Raw genomic sequence first — 23,956 nt, 5'->3', positions numbered from 1 at the left:
TACAGACTGGGCCGAAATCGCCGCTCACCTGAGGGCACTCCCTCCACCTCCCGACGCGTGTGCATACACTGGCGGCATGCGAGCCAGCGACCGGGCCTACCTCTGCCTGCGGGAGGAGATCATCGACGGCACCCTCGCACCTGGCAGCGTCCTCGGCGAGGTGGAGCAGTCGGCCCGACTGGGCCTGTCCCGCACCCCGCTGCGCGAGGCGCTGAGCAGACTGGTCGCCGACGGGCTGGCCACCCCCTCCGGCCGCGGGATGGTGGTCACCGCGGTCTCCCTCGCCGAGGCGGCGCAGCTGTTCGACCTGCGGATCGCCCTGGAAGTTCTGGCTGCCCGACGCTGCGCGGAGAAGGCCGACACCGCCGAGGTGACCAACCGTTTCACCGAGCTCGCCGACCGTTTCACCGCAGCCGCTGCTCCGCTGGCCGAGGGCGCCGATCCCACCGGGTACTACGCGCTGACCCAGGAGCTGGACGCCGCCGTCGACTCGACCAGCGGCAACGACTATCTGGCCGACGCGCTGCGCGGCGTGCGGGTGCACCTGGCCCGCCTCCGTCGGCTCTCGCGCCACTCCCCCGCGCGCCTGGCCGATTCCGCCCGTGAGCACGCCGCGATCGCCCGCGCCGTGGCCGCCGGCGACCCGGAGCTCGCGGCGGCCACGACCGTCGTGCACCTGCAGCAGGCCCTCGCCCATCTGCGCTCCGACCCCACCACCGGCTCGAAGGAGACCACCGCATGAGAGACCACGACATCCGCGTCCACCGCTCCGAGGAGCACCTCCCCCGCACCGACCAGCTCGCCTGGGCGATGGCCGAAGTCGCCACCGACCCCGTCGAGGTCGGGCCCGAGGTCCAGGAGATGATCATCAACCGGATCATCGACAACGCCTCCGTCGCGATCGCGTCCCTGAACCGGGGCCCGATCGTCTCCGCCCGCGCCCAGGCGCTCAGCCATCCCGTCTCCACCGGTGGCCTCGGCGCGAGCATCTACGGGATCACGGAGAAGAGCTCGCCGGAGTGGGCGGCCTGGGCCAACGGGGTCGCCGTGCGCGAGCTGGACTTCCACGACACCTTCCTCGCCGCCGAGTACTCCCACCCCGGCGACAACATCCCGCCCCTGCTCGCCGTCGCCGAGCACACCGGCCGTTCCGGGCACGACCTGATCCGCGCCGTCGCCACCGGCTACGAGCTGCAGGTCGACCTGGTACGCGCGATCTCCCTGCACGCCCACAAGATCGACCATGTCGCCCATCTGGGCCCCTCGGCCGCCGCCGGGATCGGAACCCTCCTGGGGCTGGACACCGAGACGGTGTTCCAGGCGATCGGGCAGGCCCTGCACACCACCACCGCCACCCGCCAGTCCCGCAAGGGCGAGATCTCCACCTGGAAGGCCCACGCCCCCGCCTTCGCCGGGAAGATGGCCGTCGAGGCCGCCGACCGGGCGATGCGCGGGCAGACCTCCCCGGTGCCGATCTACGAGGGCGAGGACGGCGTGATCGCCTGGCTGCTGGACGGACCCGAGGCCCGTTACACGGTGTCGCTGCCCGGGCCGGGGGAGGCCAAGCGGGCCATCCTGGAGACCTACACCAAGGAGCACTCCGCCGAGTACCAGGCCCAGGCCTGGATCGACCTGGCCCGCAAGCTGCACCGAGAGCATCCCGAGGCCGCCGACCCCGCGCAGGTCGCCTCGATCCTGATCCGCACCTCGCACCACACCCACTACGTGATCGGCTCCGGGGCGAACGATCCCCAGAAGTACGACCCCACCGCTTCCCGCGAGACGCTCGACCACTCGATCCCCTATATCTTCACCGTCGCACTGCAGGACGGGACCTGGCACCACGTCGACTCCTACGCCCCCGAGCGCGCCGGCCGCCCCGACACCGTGGCGCTGTGGCGCAAGGTCACCACCGAGGAGGACCCGGAGTGGACCCGCCGCTACCACTCGCTGGATCTGCGCGAGAAGGCCTTCGGCGGCGCCGTGACGATCACCCTGGCCGACGGCACCGTGATCGAGGACGAGATCGCCGTGGCCGATGCCCACCCCCAGGGCGCCCGGCCCTTCGCCCGCGCCCAGTACGTCGACAAGTTCCGCTCCCTGGCCACCGGAGAGGTGGAGGAATCCGAGATAGAGCGCTTCCTGGAGACCGCGGCGAATCTGCCGGACCTGCCCGCCGGGGAGCTGGGCCGCCTGAACATCCGCGCCGCGACCGGCGTCGTCGACCTGACCGCCGGCCCGAAGGGACTGCTGTGATGCTGTACTCCACGAAGACCCCCGCCCAGAAGCGCCGCGCCCTCCGCACGCTGCTCACGCCCGGGGCCGCCCAGCCGTTCCCGGGCGCCTTCACCCCGCTGTCGGTCACCCTCATCGAGGAGAAGGGCTTCCCCGGGGTGTACATCTCCGGGGCGGTGCTCGCCAATGAGCTGGGCCTGCCCGACGTCGGCCTGACCAGCCTCACCGAGGTCGCGGCCCGCGGCGGCCAGATCGCCCGCTCCACCGATCTTCCCTGCCTGATCGACGCCGACACCGGGTTCGGCGAGGCGATGAACGTCGCCCGCACCGTCCAGGAGCTCGAGGACGCAGGCCTGGCCGGCTGCCACATCGAGGACCAGATCAATCCCAAGCGCTGCGGCCACCTCGACGGCAAGACCATGGTGGATCTGGATACCGCCACGCAGCGCATCCGGGCCGCTGCCGACGCCCGCCGCGATCCGGACTTCCTGGTGATGGCCCGCACGGACCTGCGCGCCACCTCGGGGCTGGACGCCGCGATCGACCGGATGAAGGCCCTGGTCGATGCCGGCGCCGATGCGGTCTTCCCCGAAGCGCTCGCGGACCTCACCGAGTTCGAGCAGGTCTGCGCGGCCCTGGACGTGCCGGTGCTGGCGAACATGACCGAGTTCGGCAAGTCCGAGCTCTTCACCCGCGCCCAGCTGGCCGAGGCCGGGGTCGCGATGGTGATCTACCCGGTCACGCTGCTGCGCACGGCGATGGGCGCGGCCGAGCGAATGCTGGAGACGATCCTTTCGGAGGGTACCCAGGCCCCGCGGGTGGATGAGATGCTCACACGCGCCCGGCTCTACGAGCTGGTGGACTACGAGGGCTACAACCGCTTCGATGCCTCGGTCTTCGATGTCGAGGTCCCCACCGCCCACCACACCCACACCGGCTCCGATCCCAGGAGGGACACATGAGCGAGACCAGCGAGATCCGCAAGGGTCTGAACGGTGTCGTCGCCGACGTCACCGCCATCTCCAAGGTCAACCCGGAGACCAACTCCCTGCTCTACCGCGGTTATCCGGTCCCGGAGCTGGCCGCTTCCCAGTCGTTCGAGGCGGTGGCGCACCTGCTGTGGACCGGGGAGCTGCCCACCGAGGAGGAGCTGGAGGCGACCGTCCGCCACGAACGCTCCCATCGCGCGCTGGCCCCCGAGGTGAGGACGGCGATGGATGCGCTGCCGCCCGACTGCCACCCGATGGACTCGGTGCGCACCGCCGTCTCCGTGCTCGGCGCACTGGATCCCGCCGCCGAGGACTCCTCCCCGGAGGCGGAGCTGGAGAAGGCCCGGCGCCTGTTCGCGCAGCTGCCGGCCGTGGTCGCCTACGAGCAGCGCCGCCGCCGGGCCGGCGGCCCCACCGAGCCGATCCCGCCGCGGGAGGACCTCGACTACGCGCGGAACGTCCTGTGGATGACCTTCGGCGAGGAGGCGGCCGACGAGGTGGTCGAGGCCTTCCGTGTCTCGATGGTGCTGTACGCCGAGCACTCCTTCAACGCCTCCACCTTCACCGCCCGCGTGATCACCTCGACCCTCGCGGACCTGCACTCGGCCGTGACCGGTGCGATCGGAGCGCTCAAGGGCGCCCTGCACGGCGGGGCGAACGAGGCCGTGATGCACACCTTCGAGGAGATCGGGATCCGTCCCGAGGAGACCGAGGCCGAGGCGAAGGACCGGGCGAAGGCCTGGATGGAGGACGCCCTGGCGCAGAAGAAGAAGGTCATGGGCTTCGGTCACCGCGTCTACAAGCACGGCGATTCCCGCGTGCCCACCATGAAGAATGCGATGGACGCGATGATCGCGTACGCGGACCGCGGCGAGATCCTCGGTCTGTATCACGGCCTGGAGCAGGCGATGGACGAGGCCAAGGGGATCAAGCCGAACCTGGACTACCCGGCCGGGCCCACCTACCACCTGATGGGCTTCGACACCGAGATGTTCACCCCGCTGTTCATCGCTGCCCGCGTGACCGGTTGGACTGCGCACATCAGGGAGCAGCGCGCCGACAACGCGCTGATCCGTCCGCTGTCGCAGTACGACGGGCACGACGAGCGGACGGTGCCCACGGACTGAGCCCGGACCTGCTTCCCTGGTGGGTCCGGCGGATTCCGCTACGCGCCCGGCAGGTCCGGGAGCGCGGCGGAGGCATCCCGGATGTGCTCGGCGGTGAGCTCCCCGGCCCGCTCGACCTGCCCGGCGGAGATCGCCGCCAGGATCCCGTGATGCTGCGCGCGCAGCATCGTCGCCATCGTCTCCCAGTCCGTGACCTTGGTGAAGGCCTCCAGGATGGGCGCGCGCAGGGACGCGCGGATCGCCCCGGTCATGTCGGAGAACAGGGTGTTGCCGCCCGCCTCGGCGATCGCGACGTGGAAGGCGGTGTCGGCGTCGTTGAACGCTTCGCGGCTCACACCCGGGTCGTCCATGACCGCCACCAGGTGCTCCAGCTCGGCCACGGCGTCGCGGTCGGCGCGTTCGGCCGCGAGGGAGGCGCTCGCGCGCTCCAGGATCACGCGCGCCTCGACCACCTCCTGGATCCGGAAGTTCGACAGGGCCACGTGGAGGCGGAGGAACCTCGCCAGGGCGGCGCTCGGCAGTGCGGCGACGAAGGTGCCGGCTCCCCGCCCGGAGCCGACGTCGGAGCGCAGCACCCCGTGGCCCTCGAGGACCCGGATGGCCTCACGCACCCCGGCACGGCTGACGTGCAGCCGGGTGGCGAGCTCGCGCTCCGGGGGCAGGAGGTCGCCGACGACGAGGGCTCCGGTCATGATCTGGTCCTCGATCGCCTCGATGACCAGCTCGTGCGTGCTGCTGCGGGTCACTGGCCGCCACGTCGCCTCGGACCCCGCGGGCCGTTGCACCTGCGGTCGGACCTCTTCATCGTCTGCGCTGTCGACCATTGCCCTGTTCTAGCACAGCGCACCTCCGAGCCCCCGGCGATCTTGCTCCCGACCGCTCGAGGGCCTAGTATCCCTCTGTGGTCAGACCACACGATGGTCTTCCACTCTTTCCTCACCGACTCACGAGGCACGACATCGACGGCGATGCTGTGCAGCACCGCGGCTGATGTGTGTCGGAGGTCCCCATGTACACCGCAGAACTCGCACCGCTGGCAGGCAGCCTGCTGTGGTCCTCGCTCATCGCCCTGCTGCCCCTGCTGACGATCTTCCTCACCCTGGGGGTGCTGCGGTGGAAAGCGCACTGGGCAGGGCTGTCCGCGCTCGGCGTCGCCATCGCGGTCGCCGTGCTGGCCTACGGCATGCCGGTGGATCTCGTGGCTCTCTCGGCCACCCAGGGGTTCGCCTTCGGCCTCTTCCCGATCATGTGGATCGTGCTCACGGCGATCTGGCTCTACGAGCTGACCGTCCGCAGCGGCCGGTTCGAGGATCTGCGGCTGGTCATCAACGCGATCTCGGACGATCCGCGGGTCCAGGCGATCATCATCGCCTTCTGCTTCGGGGGACTGCTCGAGGCGCTCGCCGGCTTCGGCGCGCCCGTCGCGATCACCGGGGTGATGCTGATGGCGATCGGCTTCACCGCGATGCGTGCCGCCACGGTGGTCCTCATCGCCAACACCGCACCCGTGGCCTTCGGTGCCATCGCCATCCCCATCATCACCGCCGGCAACCTCACCGGGATCCCCTACCAGCACATCGGCGCCATCATCGGACACCAGACGCCCTTCCTCGCCGCGATCGTCCCGCTGTTCCTGATCTTCCTCGTCGACGGCCGGCGCGGGGTGCGCCAGCTGTGGCCGCTCGCCCTCGTGGTCGGCGTCGTCTTCGGCATCAGCCAGTTCGTCTCCTCGAACTTCGTCTCCGTCGAGCTCACCGACATCATCGCTTCCCTGGCCGGCCTCGCCGCCGCCGTGATCATGCTGCAGGTGTGGAAGCCGCTCGGCGGCCAGGACGCGCTGGAGAACATGCGCCACGAGCGCGAGCACGAAGGGACCGGTGCCCCGGATGCCGGCGAGGGCACGGGATCCGTCGCCGTCGCCTCCCCGCCGCGCACCGAGACCCGCCTGACCCCCGGCCGCGTCGTCATGGCGCTGTTCCCCTACCTCCTGGTGATCGTGATCTTCTCGGCCTCCAAACTGGTGCCGGCGCTGAGCTCCTTCCTCGAGGCCACCGACGTCACGATCCCGTGGCCGGGGCTCGACGGCAACGTGCTCACCGCCGAGGGCCAGGTCTCCGCCAGCACCGTCTACGCCTTCCAATGGCTCTCCTCCCCCGGCACACTGCTGCTGATCACCGGCATCATCGTCGCGCTGGTGTACCGGATGTCGCTGCGCGACGCCGTGGACGTCTTCGTCACCAATGTCGTGAAGATGCGCTTCTCGATCCTCACGGTCGCCTCGGTTCTCGCCCTCGCCTACGTCATGAACCAGTCGGGCCAGACCATCACCATCGGCACCTGGATCGCCGGCACCGGAGCGGCCTTCGCCTTCCTCTCCCCGATCCTCGGCTGGCTGGGCACGGCGGTCACCGGCTCCGACACCAGCGCCAACGCCCTGTTCGCCACGCTGCAGCAGACCGCTGCCGAGGAGGCCGGTCTGGATCCGGCCCTCCTGGTCGCGGCGAACACCTCCGGTGGTGTGGTCGGCAAGATGATCAGCCCGCAGAACCTCACGATCGCCGCCACCGCCGTCGGCCTGCTCGGTCAGGAATCGGCCATCTTCCGCAAGGTGATCTGGTGGAGCCTCGGCATGCTCGTGGCCCTGTGCCTGCTCGTCGGCCTCCAGTCCACGGTGCTGTCGTGGATGATCCCCGCGCTCTGACCCGAGACCACCACCCACCCACCCATCCGCCCCTCACGCCGCACGACCCGACGAAGGAGACCCCATGGTCCAGCGACAGATCCCCCAGCCGGCCGAGCTCCTCGAGCTCATGACGTTCAAGAAGTTCGACCTCGACGCCAGGCGCCGCCGCCTCGGCTCGGCGCTGACGATCGATGACCTGCGCACGATCGCCAAGCGCCGCACGCCGGCGGCGGCCTTCGACTACACCGACGGCGCCGCCGAGGGTGAGATCTCGATGCGCCGCTCCGAGCAGGCCTTCGAGGACATCGAGTTCCACCCCTCGATCCTGCACGACGTCTCCCGGGTGGACACCACCGCCCAGATCCTCGGCGGCAGCTCCGCGCTGCCCTTCGGCATCGCCCCGACGGGCTTCACCCGCCTGATGCAGACCGAGGGCGAGACCGCGGGTGCCGGCGCGGCCGGCGCCGCCGGTATCCCCTTCACCCTCTCCACGCTCGGCACCACCTCGATCGAGGACGTCAAGGCCGCGAACCCGCTGGGCCGCAACTGGTTCCAGCTGTACGTGATGCGGCAGCGCGAGGTCTCCTACGGTCTCGTCGAGCGGGCGGCAAAAGCCGGCTACGACACCCTGTTCTTCACGGTCGACACCCCGGTGGGCGGGGCGCGCCTGCGCGATACGCGCAACGGATTCTCGATCCCTCCCCAGCTGAGCCTGGGCACCGTGCTCGACGCCCTCCCCCGGCCCTGGTGGTGGTGGGACTTCCTGACCACGGCGAAGCTCGAGTTCGCCTCCCTCTCCTCCACCGGCGGCACCGTCGGCGAGTTGATCGACTCCGCGATGGACCCGACGATCAGCTTCGAGGATCTCGCGGAGATCCGTGCGATGTGGCCGGGCAAGCTGGCCGTCAAGGGGGTCCAGACCGTCGAGGACGCGAAGAGGCTCGCCGACCTCGGGGTGGACGCGATCGGGCTGTCCAACCATGGCGGTCGTCAGCTCGACCGGGCACCGGTTCCCTTCCACCTGCTGCCGGAGGTGTCTCGCGAGGTCGGCAAGGACGTCGAGATCATCCTGGACACCGGCATCCGCAGCGGGGCCGACATCGTCGCCGCGATCGCCCTGGGCGCCGACTTCACCCTCATCGGCCGGGCCTATCTCTACGGCCTGATGGCCGGTGGCCGGGCCGGCGTCGACCGGGCGATCCGTATCCTCGCCGAGCAGGTGGAGCGGACCATGAAGCTGCTGCAGGTCCCGACCCTCCAGGATCTCGGTCCGGAGCACGTCACCCAGCTCAGCCGCTACGTCCGTCTCGGCACGGGGCACGACCGGTCCGTGCTCTGAACGGCGCAGTCCCTTCCACCCGTGCGAGGTCGAGGCATAGGGTCGGGCCATGAACGACGACACCTCCGCCCCTGCTCCTGGACCCGACATCAAGCCGCGCAGCCGCCAGGTCACCGACGGCCTCGGGGCCACCGCCTCCCGCGGGATGCTGCGCGCGGTGGGCATGGGGGACGAGGACTGGGCCAAGCCCCAGATCGGGATCGCGAGCTCGTGGAACGAGATCACGCCGTGCAACCTCTCGCTGGATCGGCTGGCCCAGGCGGCGAAGGACGGCGTCCATGCCGGCGGTGGGTACCCCCTGCAGTTCGGCACCATCTCGGTCTCCGACGGAATCTCCATGGGTCACGACGGCATGCACTACTCGCTGGTCTCCCGCGATCTCATCGCCGACAGCGTCGAGACCGTGATCCAGGCGGAGCGGCTCGACGGCTCGGTGCTGCTGGCCGGCTGCGACAAGTCCCTGCCGGGCATGCTCATGGCTGCCGCCCGCCTGGACCTGGCCAGCGTGTTCGTCTATGCGGGCACGATCATGCCGGGCCGCGTCACCCTCACCGACGGCTCCGAGAAGGACGTCACCCTCATCGACGGCTTCGAAGCGGTCGGGGCGTGCGCCCGCGGGCTGATGAGCCGGGAGGACGTGGGCCGCATCGAGCGCTCGATCTGCCCGGGAGAGGGTGCCTGCGGCGGGTACTACACCGCCAACACCATGTCGACCGTGGCGGAGGCGATGGGGATGTCGATCCCCGGCTCGGCCACTCCCCCGTCGGCTGATCGCCGCCGCGATGCCGACTCCCGCCGCGCCGGGGAGGCGGTGGTGGGCATGCTCCGCCAGGGGATCACCACGCACGACGTCATGACCAAGGCGGCCTTCGAGAACGCGATCGCCGTGGTGCAGGCCTTCGGCGGCTCCACCAACGCCGTGCTCCACCTCCTCGCCATCGCCCACGAGGCCGACGTCGACCTCACCCTCGAGGACTTCGCGCGCATCGGCGCGAAGGTCCCCCACCTCGCCGATCTCAAGCCGTACGGCCGGTACGTCATGAACGACGTCGACCACGTCGGCGGCATCCAGGTGGTGATGAAGACGCTGCTGGACGAGGGGTTGCTGGACGGGGACTGCCTGACCGTCACCGGGCGCACGGTCGCAGAGAACCTCGAGGTGCTGGCGCCGCGCCCGGCCGACGGGTCCGTGCTGCGGCCGGCCTCCGCGCCGATCGCCCCCACCGGCGGGATCACCATCCTGCGCGGGTCCCTCGCCCCCGAGGGTGCCGTGGTGAAGTCCGCAGGCTTCGAGGAGGACGTCTTCGAGGGCACCGCGCGCGTGTTCGAGCGGGAGCAGCACGCGATGGAGGCCCTCAACGACGGCACCATCACCCACGGCGACGTGGTCGTGATCCGCTACGAGGGCCCCAAGGGCGGGCCCGGCATGCGCGAGATGCTCTCGATCACCGGCGCGATCAAGGGCGCGGGCCTGGGCAAGGACGTGCTGCTGATGACCGACGGCCGCTTCTCCGGCGGCACCACGGGACTGTGCGTCGGCCACATCGCCCCGGAGGCGGTCGACGGCGGACCCATCGCCCTCGTGCGCGACGGCGATCGGATCCGGCTGGACGTGGGCAGCGGCGCCCTGGACCTGCTGGTCGACGAGGAGGAGTTCGCCGCCCGGCGCGAGGGCTGGGAACCTCTGCCGCCGAAGTTCACCAAGGGCGTGCTGGGCAAGTACGTGAAGCTCGTGAAGTCCGCATCCACCGGCGCCGTCCTCGGGGACTGAGATCGGCCGAGCAGGCGTTCCAGCCCCGGATCGCCCGCGAGAGGCCGGGGCCCGACGTCGAGGAGATCCTCGGCCGCCACTGCGTGGCGCTCAGCCGTCCCCGGCAGCTGGCCGCGGCGCTGCTGCCTCCTCTCCGCTGAGCAGGCCTCGCACCTGCCGCAGGACGTCCTCCCGGCTTCCCCGCGCGTCGATGCGCCGCGCGTGTGGACGCTGCGTGAGGACCTGCTCGATCGCTGCCGCGAGCTCGGCCGCGTCCTCGGGGCCGACGAAGCGGTCGTTGGCCGCTTGCTCGGCACGGTCGGGCGTCTGTCGCCGTGTGCGGAGGCGCTCGGCGAGGGTGTGCGCATCGAGGATCAGGGCGACCTCGACGAAGCGTGCCCCGCACTCCGCGGTGAGCAGTTCGAGCTCCTCGAGGAAGGGCGTGCGCGCGAGGTACTGGCCGACGACGACGTCGTGCCCGTCGCCCAGGTGCTGTCGGATCGTCGCGAGGGCCAGGCGGCGAGCCTGCAGCCCGGATTCCTGCAGGTCCTGCTCCCACCCGCCGAGCGCATGCTTGATCATGTCGATGTCCAGCGCGAGGGCGAGCGGTCGCTCGGCGGCGAGCAGCGCGGCGAGGGTGGATTTCCCGCTGCCCGGGGCTCCGTTGAGCAGCAGGAAGGTGGGCGCCGCGTCCGCTGCGGGTCTCATCGGGGCTCCGAGAGCACGAGCACCAGTGATCCCTCGTACTCGGGCCGGCCGCGCAGGTGCCCGTGACGCCTGTCCCAGGCCCCGGAGTCGAGATCCGCGGTCAGATCCCGCACGAACCGCTCCCGGACCCTGTCCTCGACGAAGCTCCAGGCGGAGCAGGACAGCCGCGCATCCGGGTCCAGCAGCAACTCGGGCCTGCCGTAATAGGCCTCATGGAAGCCGTCGCTGCAATCCAGCGGGATCAGGACGGGGCGGCTCACGGTGCCGCCGCCGAGGCCCGCATCGAGCACGTCGAGCCCCGGGTAGCGGCGCGCCTCGGTGGCCGTCACCTCGGGGGCGTAGTCAGTGAGCCAGAAGCGCTCCACCAGCGCAGGATCGCAGGTGAGGATCACGACCGGACCGCGCGTCACCCGACGCAGCTCACGCAGGCCGGCGGTGACGTCCTGCCACTGGTGCACGCTGAAGGTGGTCATCGCGGCATCGAAGGAATCATCCGCGAAGGGCAGCTGCTCGGCGGTCGCCTCCACGGCGGAGGGGAGATGCGAGGGGCGCTGTGCGCGCATGGCGGCCGAGGGCTCCACGGCGGTCACAGCGCGGGTCGAGGGTTCGTAGGAGCCGGCCCCCGCGCCGACGTTCAGCACGGTGCGCGCGTCCCCGAGCGCCTCGGTGAGCGCGCCGGCGATCCTCGGATCGGGGCGCCGGTATCTCGAGTACGAACCGCCGATCTCCCCGTAGTCCGCGTCACCTGCGCTGCCGTCGGATGTGCGCTGCACCATGGTCGTCAGCCTAGTCACCGCGCCACTCGCGCCGGGGTCAGGTCAACAGCGGCGGGCGGCGATGGCGGCATGGGGCCTGGCGCCGGGGTCCTGTCGATGCTCGACCTCGAGCCGCTCGAAGCCGGCCTGCTCGAGCAGTGTCACCATCTCACCCGACGGCCAGAACCGGGCGGGGGCGACGGCGTGGTCGAACTCTTCGTGGCGAGGACCGTCGAAGAACCCGAGCAGCAGTGTTCCCGTCGGCCGCAGCGCACCGTGCAGCACCGCGAGCGCGCCCGGGACCTCCGCGGGCGGCAGGTGGATCAGCGAGTACCAGGCGAGGATGCCTCCGTAGGAGTCCCGGCGACGACGCAGGCCCTCGAGGGCCCCGAGGTGGTACCGGACCTCGGGATACCGGCGGCGGGCGATCGCCACGAACTCCTCCACCGGATCCACGCCGTGGACGTCGTGCCCGAGTGAGGCCAGGTGCGCCGTCCAGTGGCCCGGCCCGCAGCCGAGGTCCAGGAGGGGCCCGTCGGCTCCGTCGGCCCAGGTCTCGATCCGACGCCGATCCGCGGGGGTCGTCGCCTCGAGCGTCCCGAGCAGCTCGGCGTACTCCTGGGCGCGGGTGGCGTAGGCCGCGGTGACCGTCATGGTGTTCAGACTACGCAGGCGGCTACTGTCTGAGCATGATGTCGAAGCCCGAGCAGCACCTGACCGGTGGCAACGCGACCGCCGGCGTGGTCCGCGTCGGGAACACGGTGCGCAAGCCGTGGGAGCCGACGACGCCTGCGGTGCACGAGCTGATGCGCGCGGTGGCCGCGGCCGGGGTCGACGTGCCCGAGCCTCTGGGCCGCGACGACCGGGGGCGTCAGGTCCTCGAGTTCGTCCCCGGGCCGCTGGCCATGGACTCCCCTGCCCTGAGCCTCGACGAGCTCGCGCGGGTGGGCGCGCTGATCCGCGGGATCCACGAGGCCTGCGAGGGCTTCACGCCGTCGGCCCCGGCGCCATGGGATCCGCTGATCCCGACGCCGGATGGCGCCGGGGATCTCGTGTGCCACGGGGACCTGGCCCCCTGGAACCTGCTCCTCGGCGAGCGCTGGGTGTTCATCGACTGGGACGGAGCCGGGCCGAGCAGTCGCTCGTGGGACCTCGCCTACTCCGCGCAGTCCTTCACGCTCAACGACGCCGAGGCCGAGCCGGAAGAGTCGGCCGTGCGACTGGCGGCGCTCGTGGACGGGTACGACGCCGACGCCGCGCTGCGGGCGCAGCTGCCGGAGGCGATGACGGCGCGCACCGAGGCGATGCACTCCCTGCTGGAGAGCTCCCACCGCAGCGGCCGGGAACCGTGGGGGACGATGTTCCTCGAAGGCCACGGCGCCCACTGGCGACGCGCGGCCGATCACGTCGCCCGCCATGAGTCACTCTGGCGGCGAGCCCTGCACCCCGCCTCCCCCGCCTGAACCGCCGGTGGTCCTGCTCGTCCGTCGGGACCCCTTCCTATCGTCGGGGCATGACTCCCACCGGATCGCTGATCGCACGCTCGGCCTCGGGCGACCCCGCCCTGCTCGAGCGCGAGCGGATCCGCGCGCTCCTGGTCCAGGGACGCCCCGAGCTGGAGGGACGGATGCAGCTCGGGCCCAGCGGGGCGCTGGTGATCCCGCTGCCGACGGGCCGCAGCATCGAGATCGGCCGGATGCGACGGCGCGGCTCCGCCCGCTGGGTGGTCGTGACCCCGCTCGGCGACCGTGCCCGACTCCGGGAACCGGCGACGCTGCACTCGGTCGCCCGCACCGCCCTGGCGGCACTCGAGGGGGACGAGGTGCGTCGCTGACAGCTGGCTCAGCGGGCTGTGATCAGATCCGCGAGCAGCGGCAGCTGACCCGCCAAGAGGTCCTCGCCGACGGCGACCGCGTCGGGTCCGAGCTGACCGAAGACGTGGGCGCTGATGATGCCGACCAGGCTGCTCCAGACCGCCAGGGCCCGCATCGCGGTGAGGGGATCGGTGTCCACGTCGAACTCGGGGAGGTTCTCCTCGAGCAGCGCAGTCACGGCGGGGGCCGGCGTGAGGTCAGCGCCGGAGGAGGGGCCCGTCCCCGTCGCGGCGGCATCGGCCGCGAGGGTGAGCACGTGCCCGATCACGCGGATCCCGGGGGCGATCGTGGTCTCGGCCGGTGCGTCGTACCCGCGCACCGGGGTTCCGTACAGCAGCGTCCACCGCTCCGGATGCTCGAGCGCCCAGCGCGTCATCGCCGCGCCGAGGGCGAGGAACTTCTCGCGCGGTGGGTCCCCGGCCCCCGCCACGGCGTCCTCCACGGTATCGGCGAGGTCCTCGTAGGCGTCGACGATCAGCAGGGTCAGCAGCTCGTCGCGGCTGCGCACGTAGCGGTAGATCGCCGAGGAGACCATGCCCAGGCCCCTGGCGACCTCGCGCACGCTGAGCTCGGCGGCGCCGTGCTCGGCGAGCTGCGCGTTCCCCAGCTCGACGATGCGGTGCATGGTCTGCTCACGGGCGAGGGCTCGCGGCGTGGACGGGCACTTCCCGGTCTCTCCTGGGCTCATGCCGCCATCCTCCCACAGAAGAGAGCACTGCTCTTGACGCACGGGCGAGAGCGGTGTTCACTGCTCCCACAACTGAGAGCACTGCTCACCTTTTGGAGGGTCCCCATGCATCACCTGGTCATCGGCGAAGGACAGATCGGTCGCGCCCTCATAGAGCGCACCCTGGCGGACGGCGACACCGTCACCGTGCTGCGCCGCACGCCCCAGCAGCTCGCCCCGGGCGTCCGACGCGTCACCGGTGACGTCCTGGACCCCTCCGCGCTCGCCGAGGCGTCCGAGGGGGCCGAAGCGATCCACGCCGGCTTCCACTCGGTCTACGACGCCCGCGTCTGGCGCCGAGAGCTCCCTCCGCGGGAGAGGGCCGTGCTGGATGTCGCCGCGGAGCGCGGTGTCCCCGTGGTCTTCCCGGAGTCGCTGTACGGATTCCAGGGCGAGGCCTCCGACCTGACCGAGGGCGCCGCGCCGTCCCCGCGGGATGCGAAGGGCGAGGTCCGCATCGACCTGCTCGCCCAACGTCGGGCGCATCCCGCACGCACCCTCAGCGTCGTCGCCTCGGACCTCATCGGCCCCACCGCCGTCGGCACCGGCTCGGCGGTCGCCAGCGCCCTGCTGATCGAGCCGGCCCTCGCCCGCTCCCGGCCGATCATCTTCGGCGATCCGGCCGCACCGCACACCCTGACCCACATCCCGGACCTCGCCGCCGCGATGCTCCACACCGCGCGTCACGCCGAAAGGCTGACCGCAGCTGCCGGTGACGCCGTGCTCCACGCCCCGTCGGCCCCGGCCCGGACCCAGCGGGAGCTGCTCACCGAGATCGCCGCGCTGACCGGGCATCGGCCCCGCCGGCCGCTGCGGGTCCCCCGCCTCGCGGTGCGAGCGGCCGCGAGCGTCAACACCTTCGCCCGCGAGCTCCACGGGATCTCCGGGCTCTGGTATGCGCCGTGCGTGATGCGCCCCGGGATCCTCGAGCTCGAGGAGTCCCTGGTGCCGACGAACTGGGAGGAGGCCGTCCGACAGACCGTCGAGCGAGCCCGGTCCGCGCAGGAGGCCGACGTGCAGAAGGGATCCGGGGCCGCACCTGTTAGCGTCCAGCCATGAGCGACTCCGCGGATCCCACGGACATCGGCGCCGTCACCGGCGCATCCCGCCACCTCGACGTCGTCATCGAGCGCCCCTGGCGCGCGGTGTACGACTACGCGGCCGACCCGCGCAACCTCCCTCACTGGGCGGCGGGTCTCGCGGGCGGCGAGGTCCAGCGCGAGGTCTCGCAGTGGTCGATGAGCTCCCCGATGGGGCGGGTGCTGGTCAGCTTCGTCCCGGAGAACCCCTACGGGGTCCTCGACCACACGGTCACGCTCCCCTCCGGTGAGGCGGTGCTGAACCCGGTACGGGTGATGCCTCTGGAGGAGGAGCGCTGCGAGGTGGTCTTCACGCTGCGTCGCGGCACCATGACCGAGGCCGAGTTCGAGGAGGATGCGGCGGCCGTCGCCGAGGACCTCGCGACGCTGAAGGCGCAGTGCGAGTCGGCGTGAGCCCTCAGCCACCGCGGCCCCGGCTCAGGCGCACTGCGCGAGAAGCCCCTCGAGCACGTCGTGGTCGGCCGGGGAGATGCTGAGGTCGTACTTCGCGGAGACCGACACGTAGGACGAGGCGTACTGGCAGGTGACGTCCTCGTTCTCGGGCATCCACTCCCCGATCGTGGCGTCGGACTTCGAACGGTTGTCCGAGGAGTTCACCGCCGCGAGCACCTCGGGGTCGTTCGCATAGGCGAGGCGCTCCTCATCGGTCCACTCCGAGGCCCCGGCGTCCCAGGCGGCCCCGAGGGGCACGATGTGGTCGATGTCGATCTGCGAGGAGCCCTCGGACTTCTCGAACTCGATGACGTCGCCGGAGTACGGGTCGTTCAGGACGCCGACGATGACCTCGCAGTCTCCGGTGCCCGGTTCGTACTCCTCGCTGCTGAGGTCGCGCGTGAGGATGTCGTTGCGGGTTATCTGCACTCTGACCATCATGCCAAGGCACATGAGGCACGACCCATGCGACACTCCGTGCCTCGGCGTTATCCCACAGTGGCGAGGCACAGGGCCCTAAGGTTTGCTTGTGCCTTGGCGTGTAGAACGTGCCGACTTCGAGGACGGTCGTAATGGCCACCTCATCATCGACGACGAGTCGTTCCAACCACACCCTGAAGCGATCGAGTTTGTCGCCGCGATGTACGCGACCGATCGCTCGCCCAACACAGTCCGGACGTACCTGCGCCCTGTTGCCGAGTTCCTGAACTGGGGCGAGTCGCAGGGCGTGGACTGGCGGCGCGTGACGATTCTCGACATGGCTCGCTTCAAGCGGTCCCTGGAGACGACCGCGACGCGTACCGGTCGGGTTCGGGCGCCGTCGACGGTCTCGGTTCACCTGACAGCCGTGTGCGAGTTCCTGAGGTACTGCGCCGCCGCCGAGTTGATCGCTTCTGAGGTGCCGATGCAGCTCGTGGAGCGCAAGTGGATGCCACGCGCTGCCGGGCACGGGCCAAAGATGGAATCTGGGTACGTTCGTCACGTCCGAGCCAGTGCGCTGCGGGTGCGACCTGTGGAGCACGCGCCGGAAACGCTGTCCAAAGACCAGCAGCAGGCGATGATCGACGGCACGTCCACCGCCCGAGACCTGTTCCTGTTTCGCTTGCTGCTCGACGCCGGATTGCGCATCGGCGAGGCTCTCGGGCTGCGCTGGGAGGACATGCACTTTCTGCCTGACTCCAGCTCACTGGGATGCCCGCTCCCAGACGCGCACGTCCACGTTCTGCGGCGTCCAGAGAACATCAATGGGGCCCTCGCGAAAAGCCCCAGGTCCCGCGCCGTGCCGGTCCACGACTCGCTCGTGCGTCTCTACCGCGACTACCGATTCGAGCGCGACGAGAAGCTGACCGAGATAGAGGTGTGCGGCTTCGTGTTCGTCAACTACACGGGGCCCCGAACCGGCCAGGCGATGTCGTACTCGAACGTCTATCAGTTCGTGAAGCGGCACGCCGCACGCCAAGGTTTCCGGGCAACCCCACACATGTTCCGGCACACCGCCGCGACCGGTTGGGTCGAGAGCGGTGTCAAAGCCGATGTCGTCCAAGAGCTGCTCGGGCATGCGCAGGCGAGCTCGACGAAGGTCTACCTGCACCCTTCACACGAGCGGATGCGGGAAGCTGTAAATGCGGTGTCAGGGAGTCGATGATGAGCTCGGTTGTCGCACTTGCCGGATGGCGAAGCCCGGCTGACGAGCCGCGGGTGCCATGGCCGCAGTTCCTTGAATCGAACCTTGACTTCGTCTGGCGCGAAGATGAGTGGGACCCAGAGGCGCTTGAGTTCACGGGCAACCCGACCAACCCGATGACCGGTGTGAACGTCTGCGCCACGCCCCGATGCACGACGTTGATCGACGGCAGCAAGGTCGGCCGGTGCCTCAAGTGCCGTCGGGAACGTCGGATCTGGACCGGCGGCGACTTCGACGCAGAATACGTCCCGGTCAGACAGCGAGTGGGCGGAGCTCCCGCAACCCCGCATACGTTCACGCTGGCCGACCTGACCTCGACAGCCCGCAACGAGGTGCTCGCCGGGTTGCAGTTCCGCGACCGTGAAGGCATCGAGCTGCAACCGGTCGTAGCGCGCTCCGTCGTGCGGATGGTCGAGGGGGCCGAGTCGGTGCTCGATGTCCGTGACGAGGGCGCGCCTGCCAGGACCCTCGGCCTATTGCGAGCGATCCAGGCCAACGCCAGGCGTCTCCGCGCCCGTCATGCGGGGCGCGACGGCACCGAAGGCGAGGTCTGGGATTGCGCGTTGGTCGGACTGCGTTCGGCACGCGATCGCCCGTACACCGCTGCCACGGGGTTCCTCGATTTCACCGTGGTGCGCCAGACGTGGTTGCGGCACATTCTCTTGGAGACGACTCGCGCGCTGAGACCGTCCGTCGCCGAGGTGCGCCACACCTTGCAGGCCGCATCTATCGCCTCCCTGTCGCTGGCGGGTAGACCCAACGGCGAGACCCCCTCGGCCTTGTCGATGGGCGACATGACGGCAATCTTCGATGCGTTCAGGCACGCAGTTAATCCCGCGACCACGAAGACCTATTCATCATCGCACCGTGTGTCGCTGTGGGGCGCGTGGCGGCGTCTGATCGAGACCGGCCGCCGAGCGGGTCTCATGGACGAGGTGCCTGGCACGTTCGCGATCCCGGACGACAAACGGATGCCAGTCCCGGCAGCGCGCGAGGACGAGCTCGGCTCGGCGATCCCCGAAGCTTGGATCGCGCACCTCGACGCCCATCTCGACGCACTTGGCACGTCGACTACATACACCGCCAATGAGTGGAGCGCCGGCGACTTCGCGCTGCTGTACCAGGCGATCTACCAGCTGCTGCGCGACACAGGGCGGCGGCCCAGCGAAATCACAGGATTGCGACGCGACCCCCTGGAGTTCAGCGGTGCCGAAGCATCGCTGATCTACGACAACCGCAAGGCCGGGCGACATGGCCGACGGCTACCGATCACCTCAAGCACCGTCGACGTCGTTCGTGCCTGGAGTAACCATCTGGGCACGCTCCAGGTTCCGGACGCGTGCGCTGACTTCCTGTTCCCCGCACCCGGTCCACGAAACCGTGCGCGGCGCGGGCACTTGTCTAGCGCCCAGTTCAGCAAGGTCTTCCGCTCCTGGGTGGAGGCGTTGGACACGCCTGTCGACCTGCCTCCTGAAGCGCGGGCCTTTGCGAAGACCGAGATCGGACCCTACGGGCTGCGCCACGCCTATGCGCAGCGTCACGCCGACAATGGCACCCCCGTCGACGTCCTGCGCGAGCTCATGGACCACGTCAGCATCGAGACGACGATGGGCTACTTCACTGTTTCGCTTCGGCGAAAGCAGGAGGCAGTGCGCCTCATGTCGCAGTACTCGATTGACAGATTCGGGCACCCGGCTCCGTTCGCGAACGACCTCGCCTACGAGCGCTCTAGCGTAGCTGTCCCCTTCGGTAACTGCACCGAGCCAACCAATGTCGCTGCTGGCGGCAAGTCGTGCCCGATCAGGTTCCAGTGCGCCGGATGCGGCTACTACCGGCCCGACCCGTCTTACCTGGACGCGGTCGCGAAGCAAATACGCAACCTACGTACCGACCGCGAGCTCGCCATCGGGGCCGACGCGGCACAGTGGGTCGTGACGAATCTCGACGAGCAAATAGCTGCGTTCGTCGGCGTAGCCGAGTCGTTGCAGGCGATGATCGCGGCCATGCCGCCGCAGGAACTGGCCAATCTCGACGAGGCGGGAGCAACGATGCGCAAGGTACGCCAAACGCAAGTGTTCATTCCCTTGGATGACGTGGGGCACCGAGAATGAGCACCCGCGAGGAACGGGTCGAGAGGTTGACCGAAACACGACGACTCGACAGCGCCTACAAGCGAACCGCTGCCCTGGATGCGGTCAAAGAGCTCATCCGGGCAGGCCAGCCGGTGACTTTCGCGGCCGTCGGGCGCGCTGCCAGCGTCTCGTCCTGGTTTGTCTACAACAACGTCACAGTCCGGGCCGCCATCGAAGCTGCCAGGTCGCGCCCCGAGACTCGATCAGCCCAGACGGCGTCCGCCACGCCAGCGGGTCTGCGCGCCGACCTGACTTTAGCTCGCGCAGAAATCAAGCAGTTGCGCGAAGAGCGCGACCGGCTCCTCGCACAGGTCCGTCGAGGCCTGGGCAGCGCTCTGGAAAGCCGTGACCGCGATGCACTCCTGGAGCAGGTGCGCGATCTGGAGCGACAGCGCAACCAACTCAACTCCGAGCTGTTCGCGGCACGGGCCGAACTAGCGAAATCGCAGGAAAGTGTCCAGCTCCTCGCCGAAGAACTCGACGCGGCACGCGGCGCGGTGCGCCGCATGATGCGCGACTCCGCAAAGACGCCACCTACCTAAGTTCCAGCGCGCAGCTGCTTACAGGCAGGCGGCTGTAGAGCTGGGGGTAGTTTTCAGGCCGGAAGGCGTCGCGAGTGATGACGAGGCCGAACAAATCGATCACTCGTGGATCTTAGGTCATCCATAGGTTGTTCATGTTTCGGCTCTGGGCAGCTGGCGGAGTGTTCGCAGCGGACTGAGCAGTGCGAACCCTGTGCCGGTCAGCATGACCAGGCTGCTGATTATCAACGTGCCGCGGAGCCCGACCACGGCGCCGAGCGTGCCACCCAGAATGGCCCCGATCGGCTGCATCCCGAAGACCAGAAAGCGCCAAGTAGCTTGTGTCCGGGCGAGAAGCGCAGATGGGACCAGGACCTGGCGAATGGTCTGCTGATTGATCCCATACAGCGTGGGTCCCCAGCCGCGCAGGAGCTGCGCAATGACCAGAACCAAGAGCACAAGGACTACTGGCCCTCCCGCAGTAGCCATCACGAGCCCGGCCAGACTCGACAGCGTCATGCCGAGGATGAAGGTGGGTCCGTTGCCGAGTCGCCCGGTGATCTGTACCCCGATGGCGGCTCCGACGATTCCAGCAACACCGGCAACAGCGATAGTCGCACCGACCAACCCGGCCGATAGGTCAAGTTCTCGGACCAGGAACAGCACCACGATCACCGCCTGCATCTGGCCACCCAGTGCGCCGACGGTGGCAGCGATCGTGGTCGCTCGCAGCGCCGGATGTCCAAAGAGGGCGACCCTTAGTCCAACCCGGATCCCCTTGAGCATCGAATCCTTCGGCGGCTCCGTGCCAGCCGATCGTCCCGTGACGGTGATTCGCGCCTTCGAAAGGGCGGACACGACAAGCATGACAGCATCGACCGCAATCGCTATCGGCGCAGTGAGCAGCTGGACCAGGGCACCGCCGATGGCATTGCCGCTGGTGGCGACGACGGAGCTGCTGAGCGCGAACGTGCTGTTGGCTGCTAGAAGTGCTCGCTGTGGGACCAGGCGCGGCATGAACGACTGGGACGCGATCGCGGCGAACAGACCGCAGGTCCCGGTGATCACGACGACGACGTACAGCTGCCACATCTGCAGCAACCCTGTCGCAGCGAGAATAGGCACGGCTGCCAAAGCGGCGGCGGCCAGCAGGTCGGCACTTACGATGACCCCACGGTATGAAGTTCGGTCCACCCATACTCCGGCCGGAAGGCCTAGGACGAGGTGAGGCAGGAATGAGGCCGCTCCCAGCAGACCCATCTGCATCGGCGATGCACCGAGGACCAGAACTGCGGTCAAGGGCAGGGCGACGGTGGTGACGCTTGAACCCAAGAGAGAGATTGAGCTGCCCCCGAACAGCCGCCGGAAATCGGGGTAGTCAGCGAGTACGCGCAACTGCACTCTCAACGCGCTCTACCCACCCTTAGATCGATGAACTTCAACAAGGAAGCCCGGCGGAGACGACCGGAGACGACTGTCCCGACTCCAATTGGCCGGCGTGAGGCATGACCGCGCCTGACGCTGATCCCTGGGATGGGCAAGTGGAGCTCCTCTGCTCTTCGATGGCACCGCTGCGCAAAAGGTTACGTGGCTCGGCCTCCACATTTGCGGACCCGCCGCCAATGCACCGAGAACCGCCAGCGCCCACTTTCACATGCTCAGCCGTCCCCGACTTCTCCGGTGGAGCTTTATGCGCGATGTACGACCCAAGGTCAACGCAGCTGCAAGAGGCCGAGGGAACGCCTCCAATGGCCCGTGCCACTCGTGCCAGCCACTTGCTCTCCGTGCTCGCCTTAGACGTCAGCGCAGGTCACATGCTCCGTTGGCCCGCCAGAGCCCGACTCAACTCAAGATAATGCGGGTATCGCAGTCGTTCCCGTCGAAGTCCTCCCAGGCCGAGCCGAATTCGTCGCGGTCGTACTCCTCGGAGGCACCGGGCTCGCGCACCTCGAGCCCCTCGAACTCAGCCTGGTCGATGGTCGCGGGCGTCTCGGCCGACCACGAACCGGTGGGAGCGTCGGGGTCGGCGGCCGACGCCGGCAGGACGGCGGCCCCCAGGAAGCCCGTCAGGAGCAGAGCGACGAGCAGGGTGCGGCGGAGGAGATCGAGGCGGAGCACGTCGCATCGGAGCAGGGCAGAGTGCATCTGGTGGTCACCTTCGGGTCAGGGGGATCGACCTCCACGACCCTAGCCAGTGCGAGCTGGCTCACACCAGTGCCGCGTCCGACCGCGCACAAGGCGTCACCGAGCGGAAACCTTCCCGCCACGAAGCACCGGAGCCCGTCTCTGCTTCTGTGCGCGCGGCAGGGCCACCGAGTCGGGTCGGGCTGAGATGTCGGTGGCGCGGCTGCGACCCCCGCTCTATGGTGGAGAGCTTTGCTCAGCCACCGAGGAGGCCCCGATGACGCTGCCCCATCCCGACTACCCCGCCGAGGTCATCCGTCGTCACGTCGACGGGGACGAGGTCGGACGCGCCGCTTTCGTCCGGGACGACTGGCCGCCGACCACGCCGATCGAGATCGTCGCCCCGGACCCGGCGTGGCCCGCACACTTCGAGCACCTGCGCGCGCGCCTCGAGGGTGCGCTCGGCGCGGTCGCCCGACGGATCGAGCACGTCGGCTCCACGTCCGTGGCCGGGCTGCCCGCGAAGCCGATCCTCGACGTGGACGTGCACGTCCAGGACACGGACGCCGAGGGGACCTACGTGCCCTCCCTCGAACGGATCGGGGCCACGCTGGTCATCCGGGAACCCTGGTGGAACGGGCACCGCATGTTCATCATGCCCGGCGGCGCAGCCAACGTGCACGTCTTCCCCGCCGATGCTCCCGAGCCCCTGCGGCACCTGCTGTTCCGGGACTGGCTGCGAACGCATCCGGCAGACCGTGAGCTGTATGCGCGCGCGAAGCGCGACCTCGCCGCGAGCACCGCCGAGAGCCCCGTGGACTACAACCTCGCCAAGAACGAGGTCATCGACGACATCTACACGCGAGTGTTCGCCGTGGAGCCCGCATCCCACCCGGCATGGCCCGACGGACCCCTGGTGCTCCGCTCCCCGCAGGGATAACGTGTCGAGCCAGGATGAGCCGCCCCCGATGAAGGAAGCCGCCATGTCCGATCCGTCCCCGCAGACCCCGGACCGTCCCGCATCCCCCAAGGCCCACCAGCCCTCCGCCGCCCCGCCGGTCGTCGACCGGGAGGACTTCGAGCGCGCCCTGGCCCAGCAGGTCGTCCTCGACAAGGAGGTCACCCGGGCGGGCGATCGCGCGGCCGCCGCGCGCCGGCGACTGCCGATGGTGGAGGTCCCCGACTACGAGTTCGCCGGGGAGGAGGGCCCGGTGCACCTGTCGGAGCTGTTCGGCGACCGCTACCTGCTGCTGGTCCAGAACGTCATGTTCGGCCCCGACTGGGACGAGGGCTGCCCCAGCTGCACCTGGGCGGTCGACAACCTGCCCACCCAGGGCGGCCGGCTGGGCGAGGAGGGCATCGCCTTCGCGATGATCTCCCAGGCCCCGATCGAGAAGCTGCGCGCGTGGCGCCTGCACCGCGGCTGGCCGCACACCTGGGTCTCCTCGGCCGGGACCACGTATCACGACGACTGGGGCTGGACCCTCCGCGGCGAGGACGGCGGTTACTCCGGGCCGATCCCCGGCTACTCGTACTATCTGCTGCGCGAGGGGCGAGTGTTCCTCACCTACGCCACGACGGCGCGCGGCACGGAGGCGATCCTGCCGATCGCCCAGATCATGGACCGCACCGTCTACGGCCGCCAACAGGACTGGGAGGACTCCCCCGAGGGCTGGCCGCAGCACCCCACGTACGGCTAGACCGGCCGGTTCGCCACGACGAGATGTCGGGCCAGCCCGACACCGTCCGACCCGGTGGCAGGATGGGGCCGACGAG

24 protein-coding genes are annotated in these 23,956 nt (G+C 69.6%); 16 read left to right on the top strand and 8 right to left on the bottom strand.

Annotated features, from left to right (window positions below; translation table 11 throughout):
- The first annotated feature begins 76 nt into the window (after positions 1–76).
- The 4 genes from JOF43_RS11390 to JOF43_RS11375 are packed head-to-tail and all read left to right on the top strand — an operon-like array spanning position 77 to position 4,351.
- Positions 77–742, top strand: coding sequence for a GntR family transcriptional regulator (locus JOF43_RS11390; RefSeq protein WP_209902106.1), 666 nt, complete (start codon positions 77–79; stop codon positions 740–742).
- Positions 739–2,256 carry an MmgE/PrpD family protein gene (locus JOF43_RS11385; RefSeq protein WP_209902105.1) on the top strand — a complete coding sequence of 506 codons (1,518 nt, stop codon included), beginning with the start codon at positions 739–741 and terminating at the stop codon, positions 2,254–2,256. The genes JOF43_RS11390 and JOF43_RS11385 overlap by 4 nt, the downstream gene beginning before the upstream one ends.
- Positions 2,256–3,197, top strand: a complete 942-nt coding sequence (gene prpB, locus JOF43_RS11380; protein WP_209902103.1) for a methylisocitrate lyase — start codon at positions 2,256–2,258, stop codon at positions 3,195–3,197. The genes JOF43_RS11385 and prpB overlap by 1 nt, the downstream gene beginning before the upstream one ends.
- Positions 3,194–4,351, top strand: a complete 1,158-nt coding sequence (locus JOF43_RS11375; RefSeq protein WP_209902101.1) for a bifunctional 2-methylcitrate synthase/citrate synthase — start codon at positions 3,194–3,196, stop codon at positions 4,349–4,351. The genes prpB and JOF43_RS11375 overlap by 4 nt, the downstream gene beginning before the upstream one ends.
- A gap of 38 nt (positions 4,352–4,389) precedes the next feature.
- Here the strand turns inward: JOF43_RS11375 and JOF43_RS11370 are convergent, their stop codons facing one another.
- On the bottom strand, positions 4,390–5,097 hold the full coding sequence (locus JOF43_RS11370; RefSeq protein WP_342592157.1) for a FadR/GntR family transcriptional regulator: 708 nt from the start codon (positions 5,095–5,097) through the stop codon (positions 4,390–4,392).
- 263 nt (positions 5,098–5,360) lie between these two features.
- Here JOF43_RS11370 and JOF43_RS11365 point away from each other — a divergent pair, with 263 nt between their 5' ends.
- From JOF43_RS11365 to ilvD, 3 genes are all read left to right on the top strand, one after another.
- Entirely contained in the window at positions 5,361–7,052 is a 1,692-nt protein-coding gene (locus JOF43_RS11365) for an L-lactate permease (protein WP_209902097.1), read from the top strand.
- A gap of 64 nt (positions 7,053–7,116) precedes the next feature.
- Positions 7,117–8,373, top strand: coding sequence for an alpha-hydroxy acid oxidase (locus JOF43_RS11360; protein ID WP_209902095.1), 1,257 nt, complete (start codon positions 7,117–7,119; stop codon positions 8,371–8,373).
- Positions 8,374–8,422: 49 nt separating this feature from the next.
- Positions 8,423–10,144 (top strand): dihydroxy-acid dehydratase, encoded by a 1,722-nt coding sequence (gene ilvD / locus JOF43_RS11355; protein ID WP_209902093.1) that lies wholly within the window; start codon positions 8,423–8,425, stop codon positions 10,142–10,144.
- A gap of 90 nt (positions 10,145–10,234) precedes the next feature.
- Here ilvD and JOF43_RS11350 read toward each other — a convergent pair whose 3' ends face one another.
- Genes JOF43_RS11350 through JOF43_RS11340 form a run of 3 tightly spaced genes read right to left on the bottom strand, consistent with a single transcriptional unit; the run spans position 10,235 to position 12,240 of the window.
- Positions 10,235–10,831 (bottom strand): P-loop nucleotide/nucleoside kinase family protein, encoded by a 597-nt coding sequence (locus JOF43_RS11350; protein WP_209902091.1) that lies wholly within the window; start codon positions 10,829–10,831, stop codon positions 10,235–10,237.
- Positions 10,828–11,607, bottom strand: a complete 780-nt coding sequence (locus tag JOF43_RS11345; RefSeq protein ID WP_209902089.1) for a class I SAM-dependent methyltransferase — start codon at positions 11,605–11,607, stop codon at positions 10,828–10,830. Before JOF43_RS11345 ends, JOF43_RS11350 begins: the two co-directional genes overlap by 4 nt.
- 42 nt (positions 11,608–11,649) lie before the next feature.
- Positions 11,650–12,240 (bottom strand): class I SAM-dependent DNA methyltransferase, encoded by a 591-nt coding sequence (locus tag JOF43_RS11340; protein ID WP_209902087.1) that lies wholly within the window; start codon positions 12,238–12,240, stop codon positions 11,650–11,652.
- Between the two features lie 35 nt (positions 12,241–12,275).
- Here JOF43_RS11340 and JOF43_RS11335 point away from each other — a divergent pair, with 35 nt between their 5' ends.
- Both JOF43_RS11335 and JOF43_RS11330 read left to right on the top strand, forming a co-directional pair.
- Positions 12,276–13,049 (top strand): phosphotransferase, encoded by a 774-nt coding sequence (locus JOF43_RS11335; protein WP_342592156.1) that lies wholly within the window; start codon positions 12,276–12,278, stop codon positions 13,047–13,049.
- Between the two features lie 50 nt (positions 13,050–13,099).
- The gene (locus tag JOF43_RS11330; RefSeq protein ID WP_209902085.1) at positions 13,100–13,420 is read left to right on the top strand and encodes a hypothetical protein; all 321 of its coding nucleotides are present in this window, start codon (positions 13,100–13,102) and stop codon (positions 13,418–13,420) included.
- Positions 13,421–13,428: 8 nt separating this feature from the next.
- On the opposite strand, the gene JOF43_RS11325 is transcribed toward JOF43_RS11330, so the two are convergent.
- Positions 13,429–14,148 (bottom strand): TetR/AcrR family transcriptional regulator, encoded by a 720-nt coding sequence (locus tag JOF43_RS11325; protein ID WP_209902083.1) that lies wholly within the window; start codon positions 14,146–14,148, stop codon positions 13,429–13,431.
- Positions 14,149–14,253: 105 nt separating this feature from the next.
- Between JOF43_RS11325 and JOF43_RS11320 the strand changes: the two genes are divergently transcribed.
- Positions 14,254–15,246 carry an NAD(P)H-binding protein gene (locus JOF43_RS11320; protein WP_209902081.1) on the top strand — a complete coding sequence of 331 codons (993 nt, stop codon included), beginning with the start codon at positions 14,254–14,256 and terminating at the stop codon, positions 15,244–15,246.
- Positions 15,243–15,680, top strand: coding sequence for an SRPBCC family protein (locus JOF43_RS11315; RefSeq protein ID WP_209902080.1), 438 nt, complete (start codon positions 15,243–15,245; stop codon positions 15,678–15,680). The genes JOF43_RS11320 and JOF43_RS11315 overlap by 4 nt, the downstream gene beginning before the upstream one ends.
- Before the next feature lie 24 nt (positions 15,681–15,704).
- Here JOF43_RS11315 and JOF43_RS11310 read toward each other — a convergent pair whose 3' ends face one another.
- A complete protein-coding gene (locus JOF43_RS11310; protein WP_209902078.1) occupies positions 15,705–16,148 on the bottom strand; it encodes an HNH endonuclease family protein in 444 nt (147 codons plus the stop codon).
- Between the two features lie 100 nt (positions 16,149–16,248).
- On the opposite strand from JOF43_RS11310, the gene JOF43_RS11305 reads away from it, so the two are divergent.
- The 3 genes from JOF43_RS11305 to JOF43_RS11295 are packed head-to-tail and all read left to right on the top strand — an operon-like array spanning position 16,249 to position 20,077.
- A complete protein-coding gene (locus tag JOF43_RS11305; RefSeq protein ID WP_209902076.1) occupies positions 16,249–17,364 on the top strand; it encodes a tyrosine-type recombinase/integrase in 1,116 nt (371 codons plus the stop codon).
- On the top strand, positions 17,364–19,514 hold the full coding sequence (locus JOF43_RS11300) for a tyrosine-type recombinase/integrase (RefSeq protein ID WP_209902074.1): 2,151 nt from the start codon (positions 17,364–17,366) through the stop codon (positions 19,512–19,514). Before JOF43_RS11305 ends, JOF43_RS11300 begins: the two co-directional genes overlap by 1 nt.
- Positions 19,511–20,077 (top strand): DUF6262 family protein, encoded by a 567-nt coding sequence (locus JOF43_RS11295; RefSeq protein WP_209902073.1) that lies wholly within the window; start codon positions 19,511–19,513, stop codon positions 20,075–20,077. The genes JOF43_RS11300 and JOF43_RS11295 overlap by 4 nt, the downstream gene beginning before the upstream one ends.
- 132 nt (positions 20,078–20,209) lie before the next feature.
- On the opposite strand, the gene JOF43_RS11290 is transcribed toward JOF43_RS11295, so the two are convergent.
- Together JOF43_RS11290 and JOF43_RS11285 are read right to left on the bottom strand one after the other, a co-directional pair.
- Entirely contained in the window at positions 20,210–21,457 is a 1,248-nt protein-coding gene (locus JOF43_RS11290) for an MFS transporter (protein WP_209902071.1), read from the bottom strand.
- 441 nt (positions 21,458–21,898) lie between these two features.
- Positions 21,899–22,201, bottom strand: coding sequence for a hypothetical protein (locus tag JOF43_RS11285; RefSeq protein ID WP_209902068.1), 303 nt, complete (start codon positions 22,199–22,201; stop codon positions 21,899–21,901).
- 256 nt (positions 22,202–22,457) lie between these two features.
- Here JOF43_RS11285 and JOF43_RS11280 point away from each other — a divergent pair, with 256 nt between their 5' ends.
- Together JOF43_RS11280 and JOF43_RS11275 are read left to right on the top strand one after the other, a co-directional pair.
- Positions 22,458–23,120 carry a GrpB family protein gene (locus JOF43_RS11280; RefSeq protein WP_209902066.1) on the top strand — a complete coding sequence of 221 codons (663 nt, stop codon included), beginning with the start codon at positions 22,458–22,460 and terminating at the stop codon, positions 23,118–23,120.
- A 43-nt stretch (positions 23,121–23,163) separates the two neighbouring features.
- Positions 23,164–23,880, top strand: coding sequence for a DUF899 family protein (locus JOF43_RS11275; RefSeq protein ID WP_209902065.1), 717 nt, complete (start codon positions 23,164–23,166; stop codon positions 23,878–23,880).
- Positions 23,881–23,956: the final 76 nt, after the last annotated feature.

This window comes from Brachybacterium sacelli (assembly GCF_017876545.1).
GTDB lineage: Bacteria > Actinomycetota > Actinomycetes > Actinomycetales > Dermabacteraceae > Brachybacterium > Brachybacterium sacelli.
The sequence above is the reverse complement of the archived record's forward strand: the minus strand, read 5'-3'. Positions and strand labels throughout refer to the sequence as shown.

Bases quoted from the DNA above. Each gene is read 5' to 3' on its own strand.
- JOF43_RS11320 (WP_209902081.1), top strand. From the start codon at position 14,254: ATGCATCACCTGGTCATCGGCGAAGGACAGATCGGTCGCGCCCTCATA.
- JOF43_RS11390 (WP_209902106.1), top strand. From the start codon at position 77: ATGCGAGCCAGCGACCGGGCCTACCTCTGCCTGCGGGAGGAGATCATC.
- prpB (WP_209902103.1), top strand. From the start codon at position 2,256: ATGCTGTACTCCACGAAGACCCCCGCCCAGAAGCGCCGCGCCCTCCGC.
- JOF43_RS11295 (WP_209902073.1), top strand. From the start codon at position 19,511: ATGAGCACCCGCGAGGAACGGGTCGAGAGGTTGACCGAAACACGACGA.
- JOF43_RS11340 (WP_209902087.1), bottom strand. From the start codon at position 12,240: ATGACGGTCACCGCGGCCTACGCCACCCGCGCCCAGGAGTACGCCGAG.
- JOF43_RS11335 (WP_342592156.1), top strand. From the start codon at position 12,276: ATGATGTCGAAGCCCGAGCAGCACCTGACCGGTGGCAACGCGACCGCC.
- JOF43_RS11315 (WP_209902080.1), top strand. From the start codon at position 15,243: ATGAGCGACTCCGCGGATCCCACGGACATCGGCGCCGTCACCGGCGCA.
- JOF43_RS11325 (WP_209902083.1), bottom strand. From the start codon at position 14,148: ATGAGCCCAGGAGAGACCGGGAAGTGCCCGTCCACGCCGCGAGCCCTC.
- JOF43_RS11375 (WP_209902101.1), top strand. From the start codon at position 3,194: ATGAGCGAGACCAGCGAGATCCGCAAGGGTCTGAACGGTGTCGTCGCC.
- JOF43_RS11285 (WP_209902068.1), bottom strand. From the start codon at position 22,201: ATGCACTCTGCCCTGCTCCGATGCGACGTGCTCCGCCTCGATCTCCTC.
- JOF43_RS11365 (WP_209902097.1), top strand. From the start codon at position 5,361: ATGTACACCGCAGAACTCGCACCGCTGGCAGGCAGCCTGCTGTGGTCC.
- JOF43_RS11330 (WP_209902085.1), top strand. From the start codon at position 13,100: ATGACTCCCACCGGATCGCTGATCGCACGCTCGGCCTCGGGCGACCCC.
- JOF43_RS11275 (WP_209902065.1), top strand. From the start codon at position 23,164: ATGTCCGATCCGTCCCCGCAGACCCCGGACCGTCCCGCATCCCCCAAG.
- JOF43_RS11360 (WP_209902095.1), top strand. From the start codon at position 7,117: ATGGTCCAGCGACAGATCCCCCAGCCGGCCGAGCTCCTCGAGCTCATG.
- JOF43_RS11385 (WP_209902105.1), top strand. From the start codon at position 739: ATGAGAGACCACGACATCCGCGTCCACCGCTCCGAGGAGCACCTCCCC.
- JOF43_RS11280 (WP_209902066.1), top strand. From the start codon at position 22,458: ATGACGCTGCCCCATCCCGACTACCCCGCCGAGGTCATCCGTCGTCAC.
- JOF43_RS11350 (WP_209902091.1), bottom strand. From the start codon at position 10,831: ATGAGACCCGCAGCGGACGCGGCGCCCACCTTCCTGCTGCTCAACGGA.
- ilvD (WP_209902093.1), top strand. From the start codon at position 8,423: ATGAACGACGACACCTCCGCCCCTGCTCCTGGACCCGACATCAAGCCG.
- JOF43_RS11345 (WP_209902089.1), bottom strand. From the start codon at position 11,607: ATGGTGCAGCGCACATCCGACGGCAGCGCAGGTGACGCGGACTACGGG.
- JOF43_RS11300 (WP_209902074.1), top strand. From the start codon at position 17,364: ATGAGCTCGGTTGTCGCACTTGCCGGATGGCGAAGCCCGGCTGACGAG.